Origin of the sequence: Corynebacterium sp. HMSC062A03, assembly GCF_001811145.1 — a bacterium.
In the GTDB taxonomy this organism is placed as follows: domain Bacteria; phylum Actinomycetota; class Actinomycetes; order Mycobacteriales; family Mycobacteriaceae; genus Corynebacterium; species Corynebacterium aurimucosum.
Genome location: NZ_KV803645.1, coordinates 161,389 through 177,840, shown reverse-complemented (window position 1 = coordinate 177,840; position 16,452 = coordinate 161,389). Strand labels below are relative to the sequence as shown.

Here is a 16,452-nt window from a genome sequence, read left to right as displayed (position 1 = left end):
ACCGCCTGCTAATACGCCGGTCCCTGGTGTCAAGCGGGAACGTGAACAAGTTCCCTAAGAAGGCCGACAAGCCTACAGAACGTCGTCGAAAAAGCCGCTCTGCGGGGGCTGCGTGTTCGTTGGTTGAGGCTTCGACACCCGAGCTTCACCGGTCGAAGCCGGGGATACAGGCCTCGAAGATACTGGCCGCGAAGAAGCGGAAACGCTTGTGGATGCAGACACCGGCGTCGGTGCGCCTATGGCACCCGGGCCTTCACCCAAGGACGAGGCAGTTTCATCATCCAAGTCCATCCAGTCTGGGCGCTCGCGCTTCTGGCGCTTGTCGTTGATGCGGCAGAATTGGAAGGCTATCTCGACAAGGATTACGAGGGCACCGGCCAAGACCAACATTGAGAAGGGCTCTTGGCCCGGTGTGACAACCGCCGCGAAAATCATGATGGCGACAATGATGATGCGGCGCTTGTCCTTAACGTGGTCATACTCCAATACACCAATCAGGTTGAGGCAGACCACGAGTAATGGGATCTCAAAGCTCACGCCGAAAATCAGGAGCAACGCTAGCAAGAAGTAGAAGTATCGCTCACCCGTCAGTGCCGCAGTCTGGTATTCGGAGCCCATTCCCATGAGGAATTCCAAGCCCACGGAAAGGATGACGTAGGCAAGAACCGCGCCGAGGACGAAAAGCAGAACCGCTGTCGAGACAAACAAGAAGGTAAAGCGGCGTTCGTTCTTGTGGAGGCCAGGCACGATGAAGGCCCAGATTTGGTAGAGCCAGACCGGTGAGGACAATACGGCGCCAGCCAACGCACCGACCTTGAGGCGCAATAACAGCATTTCGAACGGGCTGGTAGCAAGCAGGCGGCACTCACCATCGGAGGTGAAAGAAACACGCTTTTCCTCAGGAAGCGAACAATAAGGACCGCGCAGGATTTCGCCCAGCGGTGACGTGCCAAACGGGGCGTTTTGGTACCAAATAAAACCAATGATGGCTCCAACCACCAAAGCGAGGAGAGAAATGACGATGCGTCGGCGCAGCTCCTGGAGGTGCTGGACGAGGGTCATCTCCCCCGTCGGATTCTTGGGCTTGCGGCGTAGCTTTGCGCCCCATTTTTGTTTCCGCGCGTTAGAACCAGCATTAGACGGTGTGCTCGCGGCACTCACAGCAAGACCTCCACAGAAAAGCCCACGGCGGCAGGCAAGGCCCTAGTGCTCCGAAAAACTCAGAGCGCGGCCTGCTTGCCGAGAAAAGATTATTAGTTCTGGTTTCCGTCAGCCGGCTTAGAAGCACGCGGCTGCATTTCCGGGCTATTCCAGAAGTCTTCGTCATTCTTCTTGGAAGCAGCAATCTGGGCCTGCTGCTCAGGAGTGTTGTTCTCCTCCTTCATTTCTTTTACTTCAGACTTGAAGATGCGCATGGACCGGCCCATAGAGCGAGCTAGCTCTGGCAGCTTCTTTGCGCCGAACAACAGCACGATAACGAGGACGACAAGGCCGATTTCCAAAGGTCCCACGGTCATTGAGGGTGCCCCTTCTTTCTAGGTCGATAAAGCGTACGGTTCCACACAACGAAGTGCTGCACGGGGCGCACGCAGGAGAGCTCTTAGTCTGGCAGTTGAGTATAACGCTCCAGCGCCCGATTTCTATGCTCCGAAATGGCCTCGACAAGCTTCTGGGGCCCCACGACCCGCAAACGGTCTGCTTGGCCGAGGGCGAAACGACTAAACCATGTCTCGGATCCGACGGGCATCTGCGCAGCTATGAACCCATTTTCAAGTTTTTCGCCTAGAGTGATGTCGTAGTGTTCTGCTAGCCAGGTGAATTCTTGGTTAATCTCCAGCTCCGCAACAAGAGTGTGATCTAGACCAAAGGGTGAGTCTGGGTTGAAATCCAGCTCTCGTACGTGCGGGGTAGCGGAAGCTTCGAGTACCTCGACATCACTCATGCGGTCGAGGCGGAAGGTGCGGTGCTCCCCCACTGAGTCATCCCATGCCACGAGGTAGGGCTCGCCATCCACGATGAAGATGCGGGCCGGATGCACGGTACGCTCGCTGGTCCGGTTGGAGGACATACTCCAGTAGGTAAAACGCACTTGCTGGCGCTTGTCGACGGCCCCCGCTAGTGCTGCTTGTACCTGCGATTCTTCGGGATCAATCGTGGCCAGGGAGTCATAGATGGCGGCGGTCTTTTCATCCATGATTCCGCGCAGCTTGGCGGCGGCGGAATGGACCGCGGAGACATCGACAAGCCCCGGCATCGCTTCTAAAGACTCAAGGGTGAGCAATAGTGCACCAGCTTCGGTGGGGGTCAGACGCAGTGCCTGGGTGAGGCCTTGGTCGTTGTAAATCTCGATGCCATCGCGGTAGCTAAAGCTTAAGTCGATGAGGTCTTCGGTATTGCGGCCCACCCCGGAGCAGAAGAGCCGGTCGATGGCGTCCTTGAGCTCCACCGGGGTCATCCCCAAATCCTCCGCTGCCTCCATAGGGGTCAACCCCGGGTGGTTACGCAGGTACGGGATGAGGTTGAGGGAGCGAACCAGCGATTGCAGCTTGCGGGGCTGATCAGCCATGGCGGGCCTCCTCCCTAAACTCCGTGGTCTTAACCGTGGTTGCCGTTGTCGCTGTATCGTTCCCACCGACATTTAAGAGTGCGATGATGTCGGCACGCACTTCTGGCGGTTCGATCACCACAACATCTGGTGCATAACCAGCAGCGGTGCGCACCAGCCAATCCCGCCGCACGGCGGTGAGTTCTACGAGGTTGTCCTCGCGCCTGCGTCCGGCGTCGACAAGCTCGACAGCTTGCCCCTCTGGTACGTCAAGGAGAGCGTCCACGGTATCGCCACGGTCTAGTGCCTCCACAACGAGATCTTGCAGTGGTGCGGTGGGCTCGAGGTGCGTGGCTGCATGACGCGAACGCTTGACGTTATCCACGCGGGTGGCACGGAAAGTCCGAGGTGCCTGGCGGTCCACGTCCCAGCCGACAAGGTAGACGCGATCACGGTGGTTGACCAGCCCCCATGGATCCATGTGGCGGCGAACTGCTTCGGCAGAGGGCGTAGCGTAATAATCAAAGGATATGCGCAGCCCTGCACGCACGGCGGTAATCACCGCGGTGACGAGCTCTGGACTCAGCCTGGTCACGTCGTTGACAGCGGTGTAGACGGGCGCTCCGCTCAAGTCGCGGGAGGCGCCCGAGGCAGCCAGCTTGGTCCACGCGGACAAGCTGAAATCGCTTAAGCCTCCCGGTGTGCCAATGCCGCCGGCTACGCCCAACACCATGGCCTCCTGTGGCGTGAAATCGACGGGAGGTAGCTGGTAGCTTTCGGGATCGAGCCGGTACAGCGAACCTTCTGCCCCACTGCTATGCACTACCGGAACACCAGCGCGCTGCAGGGTCACAATGTCGCGGGAAAGTTGTTTCTGAAAAGCCTCGTCGCTGCGAGACTGGTAGCCCTCGACGTGGCTGCGAATCCAGGCTGCGCTGCGGTCAGGAACCCCGCCTTGGTGCGCGGCGCCATGCAGCGCAAAGGTGAGGTTGGTGAGCCTTTCGATAGCGCGGTCTCTGACCGGCGTCCGGGCTGCAGTGCGATCTGCTGAAGGCATAGTGGCAGGTTCCTTGATCAGCTCTACGGCTCTACGAGCCTGGGTGCGAACGCATGTAGTCTAACAACCCATCTAGGCGCGGGTCCTCGGACACAAAGGGGTCGGAGAATTCCTCGGTCATTGGCTCAGGCCGGTTGACCTTCATCCGCGTCCAATCCACCGTTACCGCGGCATCGAGCTCGCGGGCAACAGCGAGAAACTCCCCGCGCAGCTTGGCACGGGTGGTTCGCGGGGCGGTGTCGACGGCAGCATCGATTGCAGCATCGTCGATCCAGCGCTTCACCATGCCGCGCTGCTCCAATACGCTGTAGAGGCCACGGCCGGGACGGATGTCGTGGTAGGTCAGGTCAATCTGTGCCAGCTTGGGGTGCGACCAATCCCCGCCCAGGCGCTCGCGGTAGCGGTTTAGCAGGCTGCGCTTGATGACCCAGTCGATCGCGCGGTCAACACCGGAGAAATCCTGAGTCTCAATGGCCTGGAGGGTGCGCTTCCACAAGTCCACGACACGGGCCAGCTCAGCCGTTGGCGTGCCTGTGTCCTCGCGGTGTTCCAGCCAACGCTCAGCGGCGGTATAGAGCTCTTGCTGCACGGCGAGCGCGGTGGTGCTGCCGCCTCCCTCAAGCGGGAGCTGGGTGCGACCGGTCGGGTCGAGCGCGATGGCGCGGATGTGTTGAATAGGTTCGAGAACCGAGAGGTTCGGCACCTCAAAACCGGCCTCCAGCATCTCCAGCATGAGCAGCGTGGAGCCAACTTTGACGGCCATCGTGGGCTCAGCCATATTGGAGTCGCCGACGATAACGTGCATGCGACGGAAACGCTTCGAATCCCCGTGTGGTTCATCGCGGGTATTGATGATGGGCCGCGAGCGAGTCGTCGCGGAGGACACACCTTCCCAGACTTGGTCGGCACGCTGTGAGAGCACGAAACGCGCCGGTTCCTCACCCTTAGCAGGTCTAATCATCCCCGCGCCACAGATGAGCTGCCGGGTGATCATGAATGGCAGGAGAGCTTTGCCGAGGTCCTTGAGCACCACGTGGCGGCCGATGAGGTAGTTCTCGTGGCAGCCGTAGGAATTGCCCGCAGAATCGACGTTGTTCTTGAACAGATAGACGGCGCGCTTCTCCCCCTCGTCCGCTAGGGCTTCCTCCGCCTGCACGGCCATGCGGTTGACCATGGCATCGCCGGCGCGCTCATAGGCAATGAGCTGGCTCAGGCTATCGCACTCGGCGGTAGCGATCTCCGGGTGGGAGCCGACGTCGAGGTAGAGGCGGGAGGCGTTGGGGCTAAAGATATTCGAGGAGGAGTACGTCGACACGATGGGCCGGAAAAGTACGCGGGCGATCTCATCCGGGGACATCACCCGCTGTCCATCGCTTGCGCTCGCAGTGATGCCGTACTCGGTTTCGATGCCCATAATCCGCCGTGCATAAACGGGGGCGCTACCGGAGGGCTGCTCCACCTTTATTCGCCGCCCTTTTGGACGTAGGAGCGCACAAACTCCTCGGCGTTGGATTCCAGGAGGCCGTCAATCTCATCGAGAAGATCATCGGTACCCGCGCTGTTGATGCTGACTTGTCCGGCATCGAATTCCGAGGAATCACCTCCCTGCCCGTTACCGCCACCGGCATTAATCTGGGACTGCTGTCCGCTCATGGTGAGAGCTCCTTTCGCGAGTGGAGAATGCTGCGCTAATACAGTGTAGGGTACTCGATTCGCACCCCGAGCTGGCGCAAACTATCAACGAAGTCGGCGGCACTGCCCGCAGATTCCAGTAGAGCGCCCACCTCGTCTTGCCCGAGTCTTGTGGTGTCGTCGAGCGCCACGCAGGCGGTTCCAGAGTTGGCTCCCTCGGCCTCACCGATGCGGAAGGTCAGTGACTGCCAGGACGCAGCCAGGACATCCTCCCCGAACTTTCGGGTAGCGTGGCCGCGCAGGTAGGCGCGGGTGTCGCTGGGCGGCGTCTCTGCTGCCGCTGCGATCTCTTCCTCACTGACCAGGGTGCGCATCTGTCCCTTGCGCACGAGCGCATGGTAAAGGGATTTTGCGGGGTCGATGTCTGTGTACTGCAAATCGATCAGAGCCAGCTTCGGATCATCGGCCGCGACGCCGCGGTCAAGGTAGCCTTTAATCAAGCGATACTTGGCCACCCAATCCAGCAGGTGGGCGGCCTTGAGCGGATTATCAGCCAAAAGCGCGACAACCTCATCCCAGGCGGCGAGCACCTTTTCATCCGCCTCAGTGGTGGCGGTGACCCTCTCCCGGTAGAAGGCGAGGATGTCGAGGGCGGTGAGGTGGCGGCCGTCGCGAAGCGCCAGCTTATGAGTCACAGTGAGGTCGCGGCTCACCCGCTGCACCTCCTCCACCGGCTCTGCTAGGCGCAGGTCACTAAAGTCCACGCCGCTCTCGATGGCATCGAGTACCAGCGAGGTCATGCCCAGCTTGAGCAGCGTCGAGGTATGGGACATCGTGGCATCACCGATGATGACGTGCAGGCGACCGAAGTCCTCGGCGACCGCATGTGGTTCATCACGGGTGTTGATGATGCCGCGGTTGAGGGTGGTTTCCAGGGAGATCTCCTGCTCGATATAGTCCGCGCGTTGTGAGATCTGGAAACCAGGTTCTTCACCATCAGCACCCAATCCCACGCGTCCGGCACCGGTGACCACCTGGCGAGCGACGAAGAAAGGAATCAATCCCTGGGCAATGTCATCGAAGTCAGTATCCCTGGAGTACTGGTAGTTTTCGTGGCTGCCATAGGAAGCCCCCTTACCGTCCACGTTGTTCTTGTAGAACTTCAGCGGTGGGCAGGGATCATGCGTGGCCAACACGGACGTGCCCTGAGCGGTCAGCGATGCTACGGCCTCCCCTGCGCGACGAAGGATCAGGTCGCCGGAGGCGTCGTAAAGCATGGCATCCCAGGCATTCGTGCACTCCGGCGAGGAGTACTCTGGGTGGGCGTGATCGACGTAGAAACGCGCACCGTTGGCGGTCACCACGTTGGCCACACCCAGCGCGTTCGGGTCCACCACGGGCACTGTGTGGTAGCGCTTGAGATCGAAGCCGCGACTATCGCGCAGCGGGTGCTCCTCCCGAAAATCCCAGCGGGAGCGCGCACCGGTATGTAGGGCAGCATAGGCCACCACCGCGTGCGTGGACGTCACGATCGGTGACAACGCAGGGTTCGACGGCGTGGAGATTCCATACTCGGTTTCGGTTCCTAGGACACGGCTCAAGGTTTAACTCCCATCAATTCGACCCCGGTGACATGCGCGCCGGCGGAGGTCCCGGCGACGATCTTGGCCCACTCCTCCGGGTTGGCGGATGTCGGTACATACTCTGATTCTGCTTGTTCCGCAGCAATGGCCTGGTGCAGGTGCGCGGCGGTGATGCCGGCGGGCTGTGTATCCCCCGCAGCGTTGGTTTCGTCCAAAGCTTCCTTGATAGCCAGCTTCTTTGCGCGGGAGACGATGTTGGCAATCATCGCGCCGGAGACGAAGTCCCGGTAGTGCAGCACGCGGGGATCAGCGTTGGAGAAGTGCAGCGTGACGAAGGGGCGCTCCGCGTAGAGATCCTCCACTGCGGTATCGATGAGCTGGGAAAGCTCGCCCACGTGCGGGACAGATTCCGGGAAATGGCGGGCGAAGATCTCACGCGCGCCCTGCTTGGTCGGGCGGTTGACGCGGATTTTGATGTCGAGGCGTCCCGGGCGCATGATGGCGGGGTCGATGAGTTCCTCACGGTTGGTGGCACCGATGACGATGACGTTGCTGAGCTTTTCCACACCGTCCAGCTCCGTCAACAGCTGCGGGACGACGGTGGTTTCCATATCGGAGGACACGCCGGAACCACGGGTGCGGAAGATGGACTCCATCTCATCGAAGAAGATGATGACCGGGCGCTGGCTGCCATCCTCGGTGGGCTCGGAGGCTAGCTCGCGGGCGCGCTCGAAGATGAGGCGGATGCGGCGCTCAGTCTCGCCCACGAACTTGTTGAGCAGTTCTGGGCCCTTCACATTGAGGAAGTAGCTGGGGGCACTAACTCCCAGCGACGCGGACAGCGAATGCGCCACCGCCTTGGCGATAAGCGTCTTTCCGCAGCCCGGCGGGCCGTAGAGCAGTACGCCCTTGGGCGGCTGGAGATCGTACTGGCGGTAGAGCTCCGGGTGCAGGAAAGGCAGCTCGACGGAGTCACGGATGAGGGAGATCTGCTCATCCAAACCGCCGATGTCCTCGTAGGAGACGTCAGGAACTTCCTCCAGCGTGAGCTGTGCTACCTCAGTCTTGTGCACGCGTTCGGTGGCTACACCAGATTTGGGCTCAACCAAGAGGGTATCGCCGGCGCGCACGGTATCCCGCAACGCTGCAGCGAGGAGAACAACCTGCTCTTCACCAGAGGAATTGATGACCACGGCGCGGTCGGTGCCGAGACGTTCTTGGATCGTCGCCAGCGCGCCCGTATTTACCGGGGCGCAGGCCTCCACGACGACGAAGCCCTCGCCCAAGCGCACCTGCTGCCCTACTTTCAGGGAGCCGGGCTCCAGGTTCGGCGAAATCTTGACCCGCATGGCTCGGCCATTGGTATAAACTTCGGCGTCACGGCGTGAATCATGCGCGCGCCCGGAATAGCCCAGAAAGACACCGTATGTGGAGGCAGGCTCCGCAAGGGCGTCAACCTCCGCGAGCATCTGCTGAAGCTTCGTGCGCGCATCCTTCAACAGGGCAGCAAGCTTGGCATTGCGTTCAGCGAGCTGCTCTATCTGGCGACGCTGCTGGCCAAGTTCCTGGGAATGAGTGGCATCGTTCATAGAGTCCACCCTAGCGCGCAGTGCGCCACGTTTAACCTCGGGGCTTATTTTCGCGCGCGGCGCTGCGGGCGGGGTGGAGTGACGCCGTCGGCAAGCCGGCGCGTCCAGATCAGAAACGCGGTGTGCGCGTTCATGCGATGCTCCGGGCGGGTGGCCAAACCTTCCACCTTCCATTCACGCACGAGGGACTCCCAGGCCCGCGGCTCCGTAAAGCACTTGAGCTCGCGGATGCCCTCCATGACCTTCATCAGCTGCGGCACGGTGGCCACGTAGGTCATGAAAACGCCGCCCGGGATGAGGATGTCGCGTACCTTCTCAAGGTGCTCCCAGGGCTCGAGCATGTCTAGGATGACGCGGTCCACGGGGCCGCCCAGCTGCTCGACGGTGACATCGGCCAAGTCCCCAAGGCGGGGACTCCACCATTCGGGCTGTTTACCGAAGTATTCGGTGACGTTATCCACGGCGTATTCCAAGTGGTCATCGCGCACCTCATAGGAGAAAACGTGGCCTTCCGGCCCCACGGCGCGCAACAGCGTCATCGAGAGCGCGCCGGAACCGGCGCCGGCCTCCAGCACGCGTGCGCCCATGAAGATATCGCCTTCGACCAGAATCTGCGCGGAGTCTTTGGGGTAGATCACCGCGGCACCCCGTGGCATCGACAGGACGTGGTCCACCATGAGGTGGCGGAACAGGAGGAAGGAGCTACCCAGAGTCGAATCGATGACGGAGCCTTCATCCATGCCGACGACATCATCGTGGTTGATGATGCCCTTGTGCGAATGGAACTGGCCTCCCTCCTCGAGGACGATGGTGTAGTGACGCCGCTTGGCATCGGTGAGCTGCACGCGGTCGCCGTAGCGGAAGGGGCCGGAATAAGCCATGGCGTGGGAACCTTTCACATAGTTGAAGGTGGCAAGGATTAACCCACCAAGTATGCCTCAAGGGCGTTACCAAGCCATAGTTGGTCGCGCTCGCCCACCAGCTCGCGGGCCGAGTGCATGGACAGCATTGGGACTCCCACGTCGACGGTGGGGATGCCCAAACGGGTGGCGGAAATCGGTCCGATGGTGGAGCCACAGGGCACGTCGTTATTTCCCACGAATCGCTGGACCGGAACGTCCGCACGGCGGCAGGCGGATTCCCACAGGGCCACGGTGTGAGCGTCGGAGGCGTAGCGCTGGTTGCCGTTAATCTTGGTTACAGGTCCCTGGCCGATGATCGGGTGGTGCGTGGGATCATGCTTCTCCGCGTAGTTGGGGTGTACAGAGTGGGCGGCATCGGCAGACACGCAACTGGAGCGCGTGAACATCTGGAAGCGCTGCTCCTCGTTCGCCCCGAGCGCCCGTGCGGTGCGGGTCAAAATATCACCCAGAATCGGGCCACCCGCGCCATAACGCGAGGAGGAGCCCACCTCCTCATGATCGAAGGCCGCCATGACGAGGATGTTCTTGTGCTCCATGGCATCGGCGTTGTGCGCGGCGGCGAGAAGAGCCCTCAGAGAGGCGTGAACGGAAGAGAGGTTATCCATGCGTCCAGCAGCGATGAGCTCTTCGCCGGCGCCAAAGACCTCACCGCGCTGGGCATCGGCGGTAATGAGGTTGAAGGAAGCGATATCTTCCGGGGCGACGCCTAGCTGCTTGCCGACGACCCCCATCACCGACGTTTCCGGAGTGCCCACGGAGAGCACTGGCTGCATGTGGCGCTGGCGATCCGGCTTGAACTCATCCTTGCGGTAGAGGTGAATCGCCAGCGAGGGAAGACGAAGCAGCGGGCCGGTGTTGACCAAGTGGCGGGTGCCATCACGCAGGACGACTTGACCACCGACGGTGAGCTCGCGATCAAACCAGCTGTGGAGAAGGACTCCGCCATAAACTTCCACGGCTACTTGCTGCCATCCGGCGGAATCGAAATCCGGAGTGGGCTTGAGAGCAAGACCGGGCGAATCAGTATGGGAGCCGATAATCCGGAAACCCGAATCCGGGCTAGCACCTTCGGGGACGAACCATGCCATGACCGCACCTCCCCGGACCATGACGTGACCGCCTGGTGCAGCCGACCATTCGGCAGACTCGTCTTGGCGGCTAAAACCCGCATCAACGAGTGCGCGCGCTACCTCCTCAGCCGCGTGATAAGAGGAGGGACTGGCGGCGATGAAATCGAGAAAATCTTGCGTAGTGCTCATGCCTACTAGCTTGCCACGGACCGTCGGGAGATGCGGGCGGGAACGAGGTTGCCTATGCGCTAGGCTGAGGAACATTATGCCGAAAAGACTAGCCCTCTCCCCTTCCCGTGCCTCCGATTACAAGCAATGCCCTCTGCTCTATCGCTTCCGGGCCATTGACAAGCTGCCTGAACCTAAGACACAAGCCCAGGTCAAGGGAACGCTGGTCCACGCTGTGCTGGAGAAGATGCACCAGCTACCCCGTGAGCAACGTGAGTACCCGGCCGCGGTGAAGATGATCAAGCCGGAATGGGCGGTGATGCTCGACTCCGATCCGGAGCTGCGTGAATTGGTACCCGAGCCCGAGGAGCTGGATTTCTTCGTCGAAGCACGCCAGCTCATCAAGGGCTATTTCCAGATGGAAAACCCCCAAGGTTTCGACGCCCACGAGTGCGAGATGTACGTCGATACCGTCTTGCCAAACGGTGTGCCTGTCCGTGGGTTCATCGACCGCGTAGACGTTGCCCCCACTGGCGAGGTGCGCGTGGTGGACTATAAGACGGGAAAGAAGCCGCTTCCCCGGTATTCCCAGGACGCGCAATTCCAAATGAATTTCTACGCGCTGGTGTACTGGCGGCTTTTCGGCACCATCCCCACGCAGCTGCGGCTGATGTACCTCAAGGTCTTGGATTCAATGTTCCTCACGCCTGGGCCAGAAGAGCTCGAGTACTTCGAGCGTGACCTAGGCGAGCTCTGGGCCAAAATCGAAGGCGATGGCAAGGCCGGAGATTTCAGGCCGAAGACGTCAAAGCTGTGTGGTTGGTGCTCGTTCCAAGACCTCTGCCCGGCTTTTGGCGGTACGCCACCCGAGTATCCCGGGTGGCCCGACCAGGCCTCGTAGACCGTCGCGCTGCGTAGACCCTGCCGCGGCTTAGAACAACCCAGAGATGGAACCGTCAGCGGCTACATCGATGTTGTTCGCTGCGGGCTTCTTTGGCAGGCCCGGCATGGTCATGACGTCACCGGTTAGGGCAACGATGAAACCAGCGCCGGTGCGCGGCTGCAGTTCGCGGACGTGGAGGACGTGGCCTTCCGGAGCGCCGAGCTGGCTCGGATCATCCGAGAAGGAGTACTGGGTCTTGGAAATGACGACTGGGAACTGCTCCCAACCATTGTCCTTGATGTACTTCAAGTCCTTGAGAGCCTTGGAAGAATACTCCACCCGCTCGGCGCGGTAGATTTCCTTGGCGATAGTGTCGATGGAGCTCTCAATTCCTTCAGCGGGGTCGTAGAGCTGGCGGGAGGAGCCTTGGGAGAGGTTGTCCAGAAGGCGCTCAGCCAGCGCAGTCGCCCCTGCACCACCCTTCGCCCACACCTCTGCTTCTTCAAGAGCCACGTCGAAGTCGGCCGCCCACTGACGCATGAACTCGCGCTCGGCCTCGGTATCGCTCCCAAAGAGGTTGAGAGCGACCACTGGCTGAAGCCCGAACTTTCGCAGGTTCTCCACGTGGCGCTCGAGGTTGACCACGCCCTTCTTCAGGGCTTCCAGGTTCTCCGTGGTGAGCTCCTCGCGCGGCTGCCCGCCGTTGTACTTCTGGGAGCGGATCGTTGCCACGACGACCGCGCCAGCGACATCAAGCTCACCAAAGCGGGACTTGATGTCCATGAATTTCTCGCCACCGAGGTCCGCCCCGAAACCTGCTTCCGTGAGGACGATATCGCCGAAGCGCATAGCAGTCTGGGTGGCCAACAGTGTGTTGCAGCCATGAGCGATGTTGGCGAAAGGACCGCCGTGGACGAAAGCCGGCGTACCGCCCAGGGTCTGGACTAGGTTGGGGTTCAGCGCATCGCGCATCAGGGCGGTGAGTGCGCCCTCTGCGCCCAAGTCGCGGGCGGTTACCGGTTGCTGGTCATAGGTGTAGCCCACAGTGATATCACCGAGGCGTTTCTTCAGGTCTGCCAAATCGGTAGCGAGACCGAGGATGGCCATGATTTCCGACGCCGCAGTAATGGTGAATCCGGTCTCCCCCGGCACTCCGTGCGCTGGGCCGCCAAGACCGGTGACGACGTTGCGCAGAGCGCGGTCATTGACGTCAACGCAGCGCTGCCAGGTGATGCGGCGCGGATCGATGTTGAGGGCGTTGCCTTGGTGGATGTGGTTATCGATGATGGCGGCCAAGGTGTTGGTGGCCGCGGCGATAGCGTGGAAGTCACCGGTGAAATGAAGGTTGATATCCTCCATCGGCACAACCTGCGAGTAGCCGCCGCCCGCAGCGCCGCCCTTGATACCCATGACGGGGCCTTGAGAAGGTTCGCGAAGCGCGACGATTGCCTTCTTACCAAGCTGTGTGAGGGCATCGGTCAAACCGATAAGTACGGTGGACTTTCCCTCGCCGGCTGGTGTCGGAGAGACGCCAGTGACGAGTACCAGCTTGCCATCGGCGGGGGCATCCCCAACCTGGGTGATATCCACCTTGGCTTTGTTCTGCCCATAAGGGATGAGGGCGGGCGCTGGGATTCCAGCGCGGGCGGCAATATCTGTGATGGGTTCGAGCTGGTGGGCTTGGGCAATGTCAACATCAGAAGGTTGCGTAGTCATGCCCACCAGCTTAGCGCTCTAAAGAAGCCTCTTGAGCAACATTAGATAATTTCTCGATGATGCTAAAGCAGGACCGCACCGAAGGCGTAGCACAGGAGGACAGACAAGGCGATGCTGACGGTGCCGGGGATGATGAACGGGTGATTGAAGACAGCTTTGCCGATGCGCGTCGAGCCGGTGTCATCCATCTCAACGGCTGCCAACAGGGTCGGGTAGGTCGGCAGGATGAACAGAGCGGATACCGCAGGGAAGGCAGCCACAGCGGTCAGTGGGTTGACGCCGAGGGCCAGAGCCGCCGGCATGAGAGCCTTGGTGGTCGCGGCTTGCGAGTACAGCAGCGCCGCAGCAAAGAAGAGCACGACGGCCAGCAGCCAAGGGGCGGATTCGATGACGGAGCCGGAGATGGCCTGAATGTCCTCCATGTAGTGGTTAATGAGCGTGGTGCCCAACCAGGCCACACCAAGCACACAGATACAGGCGGACATGCCCGACTTGAACACTGGCGTATTAAGTACGTCGCCAGCGGAGATCTTGGTGATCATCACGATAAGGGTTGCGGCAGTGAGCATCACCGTCATGATGGCCTCATTGCGGGGCAGAGTCGGCTCTTCGATGAGTCCCACCTGAGAAGATGTCAGGGTGGCCCACAGCATAACGATGACGATGGCAACGAGGAAGATGATGACGGAGGTCTTAGCGCCCTGTACCGGGCTGTAATTGTGGGAGCCCTGCGGCATCTTTACCAGGCCTTGGGTCTTGCGTTCCTGGTATACGGGATCATCTTCTAGCTCCGCCCCGGAACGGTTGGCAATCCACGCGGCAGGGAAAATGGAAAGAAATGTCGCCGGAATGAGCACAGCGAGGATCTGCAAGTAGCCCACGTTCATCGGCTCCAAGAGGGAGGCTAGCAACACCACGGCGGCGGAAATGGGCGAGGCACAGATGGCCATTTGTGAGGCCACCACAGAGATGGACAGCGGACGGGATGGGCGAACCTTGCCTTCCTTGGCCACCTCAACGATGACGGGAAGCGTAGAAAATGCCGTGTGGCCGGTACCCGCCAGAACGGTCATAAGCCAGGTCACGACAGGGGCATAGAACGTGATCTTCTTAGGATTCTTGCGAAGGAATTTCTCGGCGAGGTAGACCAGATAGTCCATGCCGCCGGCGCGTTGCATAGCAGCAATGGCCGCGATAACAGTCATGATGATGCCGATGACATCGAAAGGAATGTCTTCGCGTGTAACGGGAACGCCGCTCAGGCCGAGAAGCAGGACACCCAAGCCGCCGGCCATGCCAATGCCGATCGAACCAATTCGGGCACCGAGATAAATCGCCGCGAGGACGATAATGATGTGCACAACAACCATTATGTAACTCCAATATGTGCAGGTGATCTGCAGTATGGGGTGAATCGCGCGACGGTCCGCACACGACCTGGGCGCGAGAACTGACAGTCTCTATTCTGCCCTACTTATGTGGCATTAGCGAGATTCCAGGCCCGATTGTGTCCGTTTACACACCCCCTTCGCTCGAAGGAGGGCCGAGGGGCTTGAGAGATGGACAGCCACTGAAAGAAAACGACGCGCCCGCGCTGCCTCGTTGAAGGTAGCGCGGGCGCGTGGCGTGCAGCATCAGCGTTTCTATACGCTAGTGCTGTGGCACAGCTTTATTCGTCGATGTAGAGCTGACCGCGGAATTCTGGGTGCATGAGGTTCTCTACAGACAGAACCTTGTTGAGAGTCTCTTCGTCGAGCAGGCCCTTCTCCAGAACTAGGTCCTTGACTCCCTTGCCGGTCTTGAGGGACTCCTTAGCAATCATGTCACCGTTGTGGTGGCCGATGAACGGGTTCAGGTAAGTGACGATACCAATGGAGTTCTCCACGTAAGCGCGGCACACATCAGCGTTTGCGGTGATGCCCGTGACGCACTTCTCGCGCAGGGTATCGACGGCGTTGCCCATAATGCGGATGGACTGGAACAGTGCCTCACCGATGACCGGCTCCATGACGTTGAGCTGCAGCTGGCCAGCCTCAGCCGCCATGGTGACCACGTGGTCATTACCGAAGATCTTGAAGCAGACCTGGTTAACAACCTCCGGGATAACCGGGTTGACCTTACCCGGCATGATGGAGGAACCAGCCTGACGCGGCGGCAGGTTGATCTCTGCCAGGCCCGCGCGCGGACCAGAAGACAGCAGGCGCAAGTCATTAGAAATCTTGGCCAGCTTCATTGCCGCACGCTTGATGGTGGAGTGCAGCAGTACATAAGCACCACAGTCAGAGGTTGCTTCAATGAGATCGCGGGCGGTCTTAATCTCCAGACCAGTGACCTCGGACAGTGCGGCGGTGACCTGGTGGCGGTAGCCGGCCGGGGTGTTCACGCCAGTGCCGATAGCGGTTGCGCCGAGGTTGATCTCCAGCAGACGCTTCTGGGCGTCGCGCAGGATGGCCTGCTCTTCCGCAAGGTTGTGCGCAAAGGCCTTGAATTCATCACCAAGGGTCATCGGAACGGCATCCTGCAACTGGGTGCGGCCCATCTTCAGGATGTCAACGAATTCATTGCCCTTGGCGTGGAATGCTGCCTGCAGGGAATCGATGCGCTCGATGAGGTCTTCCATGGCGTAGTAGATGCCCAAGCGGAAGCCGGTGGGGTACGCGTCATTGGTGGACTGGGACATGTTGACATCATCGTTCGGGTTGATGACGTCGTAGGAACCCTTTTCCTCACCGAGGTACTCGAGCGCCAGGTTGGCCACAACCTCGTTGGTGTTCATGTTGAGGGAGGTACCAGCGCCACCCTGGAAGACATCCAGCGGGAACTGGTCCATGCAGCGGCCCTCTTCCAGGATCTGGTCACAGGCCCAGATGATTGCCTCTGCTTTCTTCTTAGGAAGGACGTGCAGACGGCGGTTAGCCATCGCGGTGGCCTTCTTGACCTGCACCATACCGCGGATGAAATCCGGGATGGTGTTGATGGTCACGTAGGAAATCTGGAAGTTCTCGATAGCGCGCAGCGTGTGAACGCCGTAGTACGCATCACTCGGAACCTCCACGGAGCCGAGAAGATCAGTCTCAGTACGCGTCTTCTTGCTAGACGGGGCCTTCGAAGACTTGTTAGTGGCCTTTTCCTCGACCTGAGACTTCACGTCCTTGGTCTCCTTGGCCTCTGGCTGAGCATCCTTCTTTGTTGTCTTTGCCATCGGGGCTGACTCCTTGCATAAAAATCGAAGAACGATGATGGTCAGCCACCATAGTAGCTAGGTGCGCGAATAAAATGTTTGGAA

Annotated in this window: 14 protein-coding genes; 1 reads left to right on the top strand and 13 read right to left on the bottom strand. The window is 60.2% G+C overall.

Annotated elements, in window-relative coordinates; genetic code table 11:
- Window positions 1-72: 72 nt before the first annotated feature.
- The 10 genes from tatC to HMPREF2781_RS00790 form a co-directional block, all read right to left on the bottom strand.
- Window positions 73-1,062 carry a twin-arginine translocase subunit TatC gene (gene tatC, locus HMPREF2781_RS00835; protein WP_070643569.1) on the bottom strand — a complete coding sequence of 330 codons (990 nt, stop codon included), beginning with the start codon at window positions 1,060-1,062 and terminating at the stop codon, window positions 73-75.
- A 191-nt stretch (window positions 1,063-1,253) separates the two neighbouring features.
- Window positions 1,254-1,517, bottom strand: a complete 264-nt coding sequence (tatA, locus tag HMPREF2781_RS00830) for a Sec-independent protein translocase subunit TatA (RefSeq protein ID WP_070446624.1) — start codon at window positions 1,515-1,517, stop codon at window positions 1,254-1,256.
- Window positions 1,518-1,600: 83 nt separating this feature from the next.
- A complete protein-coding gene (locus tag HMPREF2781_RS00825; protein WP_070643567.1) occupies window positions 1,601-2,566 on the bottom strand; it encodes a helix-turn-helix transcriptional regulator in 966 nt (321 codons plus the stop codon).
- Window positions 2,559-3,602: a helix-turn-helix transcriptional regulator gene (locus HMPREF2781_RS00820; protein ID WP_070643564.1), complete on the bottom strand. Its 1,044-nt coding sequence runs from the start codon at window positions 3,600-3,602 to the stop codon at window positions 2,559-2,561. The genes HMPREF2781_RS00825 and HMPREF2781_RS00820 overlap by 8 nt, the downstream gene beginning before the upstream one ends.
- A 31-nt stretch (window positions 3,603-3,633) precedes the next feature.
- Window positions 3,634-5,016: a Pup--protein ligase gene (pafA, locus tag HMPREF2781_RS00815; RefSeq protein ID WP_070643561.1), complete on the bottom strand. Its 1,383-nt coding sequence runs from the start codon at window positions 5,014-5,016 to the stop codon at window positions 3,634-3,636.
- A gap of 47 nt (window positions 5,017-5,063) precedes the next feature.
- A complete protein-coding gene (locus HMPREF2781_RS00810) occupies window positions 5,064-5,255 on the bottom strand; it encodes a ubiquitin-like protein Pup (protein ID WP_070446620.1) in 192 nt (63 codons plus the stop codon).
- A 35-nt stretch (window positions 5,256-5,290) separates the two neighbouring features.
- A complete protein-coding gene (dop, locus tag HMPREF2781_RS00805) occupies window positions 5,291-6,835 on the bottom strand; it encodes a depupylase/deamidase Dop (RefSeq protein WP_070643558.1) in 1,545 nt (514 codons plus the stop codon).
- Window positions 6,832-8,406: a proteasome ATPase gene (gene arc / locus HMPREF2781_RS00800; protein WP_070643556.1), complete on the bottom strand. Its 1,575-nt coding sequence runs from the start codon at window positions 8,404-8,406 to the stop codon at window positions 6,832-6,834. Before arc ends, dop begins: the two co-directional genes overlap by 4 nt.
- A 44-nt stretch (window positions 8,407-8,450) precedes the next feature.
- Entirely contained in the window at window positions 8,451-9,287 is an 837-nt protein-coding gene (locus tag HMPREF2781_RS00795) for a tRNA (adenine-N1)-methyltransferase (protein WP_070446617.1), read from the bottom strand.
- Window positions 9,288-9,325: 38 nt separating this feature from the next.
- Window positions 9,326-10,588, bottom strand: coding sequence for a M18 family aminopeptidase (locus HMPREF2781_RS00790; RefSeq protein ID WP_070643553.1), 1,263 nt, complete (start codon window positions 10,586-10,588; stop codon window positions 9,326-9,328).
- Window positions 10,589-10,664: 76 nt separating this feature from the next.
- Here HMPREF2781_RS00790 and HMPREF2781_RS00785 point away from each other — a divergent pair, with 76 nt between their 5' ends.
- A complete protein-coding gene (locus HMPREF2781_RS00785; protein WP_070643550.1) occupies window positions 10,665-11,468 on the top strand; it encodes a RecB family exonuclease in 804 nt (267 codons plus the stop codon).
- A 30-nt stretch (window positions 11,469-11,498) separates the two neighbouring features.
- Here HMPREF2781_RS00785 and HMPREF2781_RS00780 read toward each other — a convergent pair whose 3' ends face one another.
- The 3 genes from HMPREF2781_RS00780 to aspA form a co-directional block, all read right to left on the bottom strand.
- Complete coding sequence (locus tag HMPREF2781_RS00780; RefSeq protein WP_070446614.1) at window positions 11,499-13,166, bottom strand: formate--tetrahydrofolate ligase; 1,668 nt, start codon at window positions 13,164-13,166, stop codon at window positions 11,499-11,501.
- A gap of 62 nt (window positions 13,167-13,228) precedes the next feature.
- On the bottom strand, window positions 13,229-14,536 hold the full coding sequence (locus HMPREF2781_RS00775; protein ID WP_070446613.1) for an anaerobic C4-dicarboxylate transporter: 1,308 nt from the start codon (window positions 14,534-14,536) through the stop codon (window positions 13,229-13,231).
- A 299-nt stretch (window positions 14,537-14,835) separates the two neighbouring features.
- On the bottom strand, window positions 14,836-16,368 hold the full coding sequence (aspA, locus tag HMPREF2781_RS00770) for an aspartate ammonia-lyase (RefSeq protein ID WP_070643547.1): 1,533 nt from the start codon (window positions 16,366-16,368) through the stop codon (window positions 14,836-14,838).
- Window positions 16,369-16,452 lie beyond the last annotated feature (84 nt).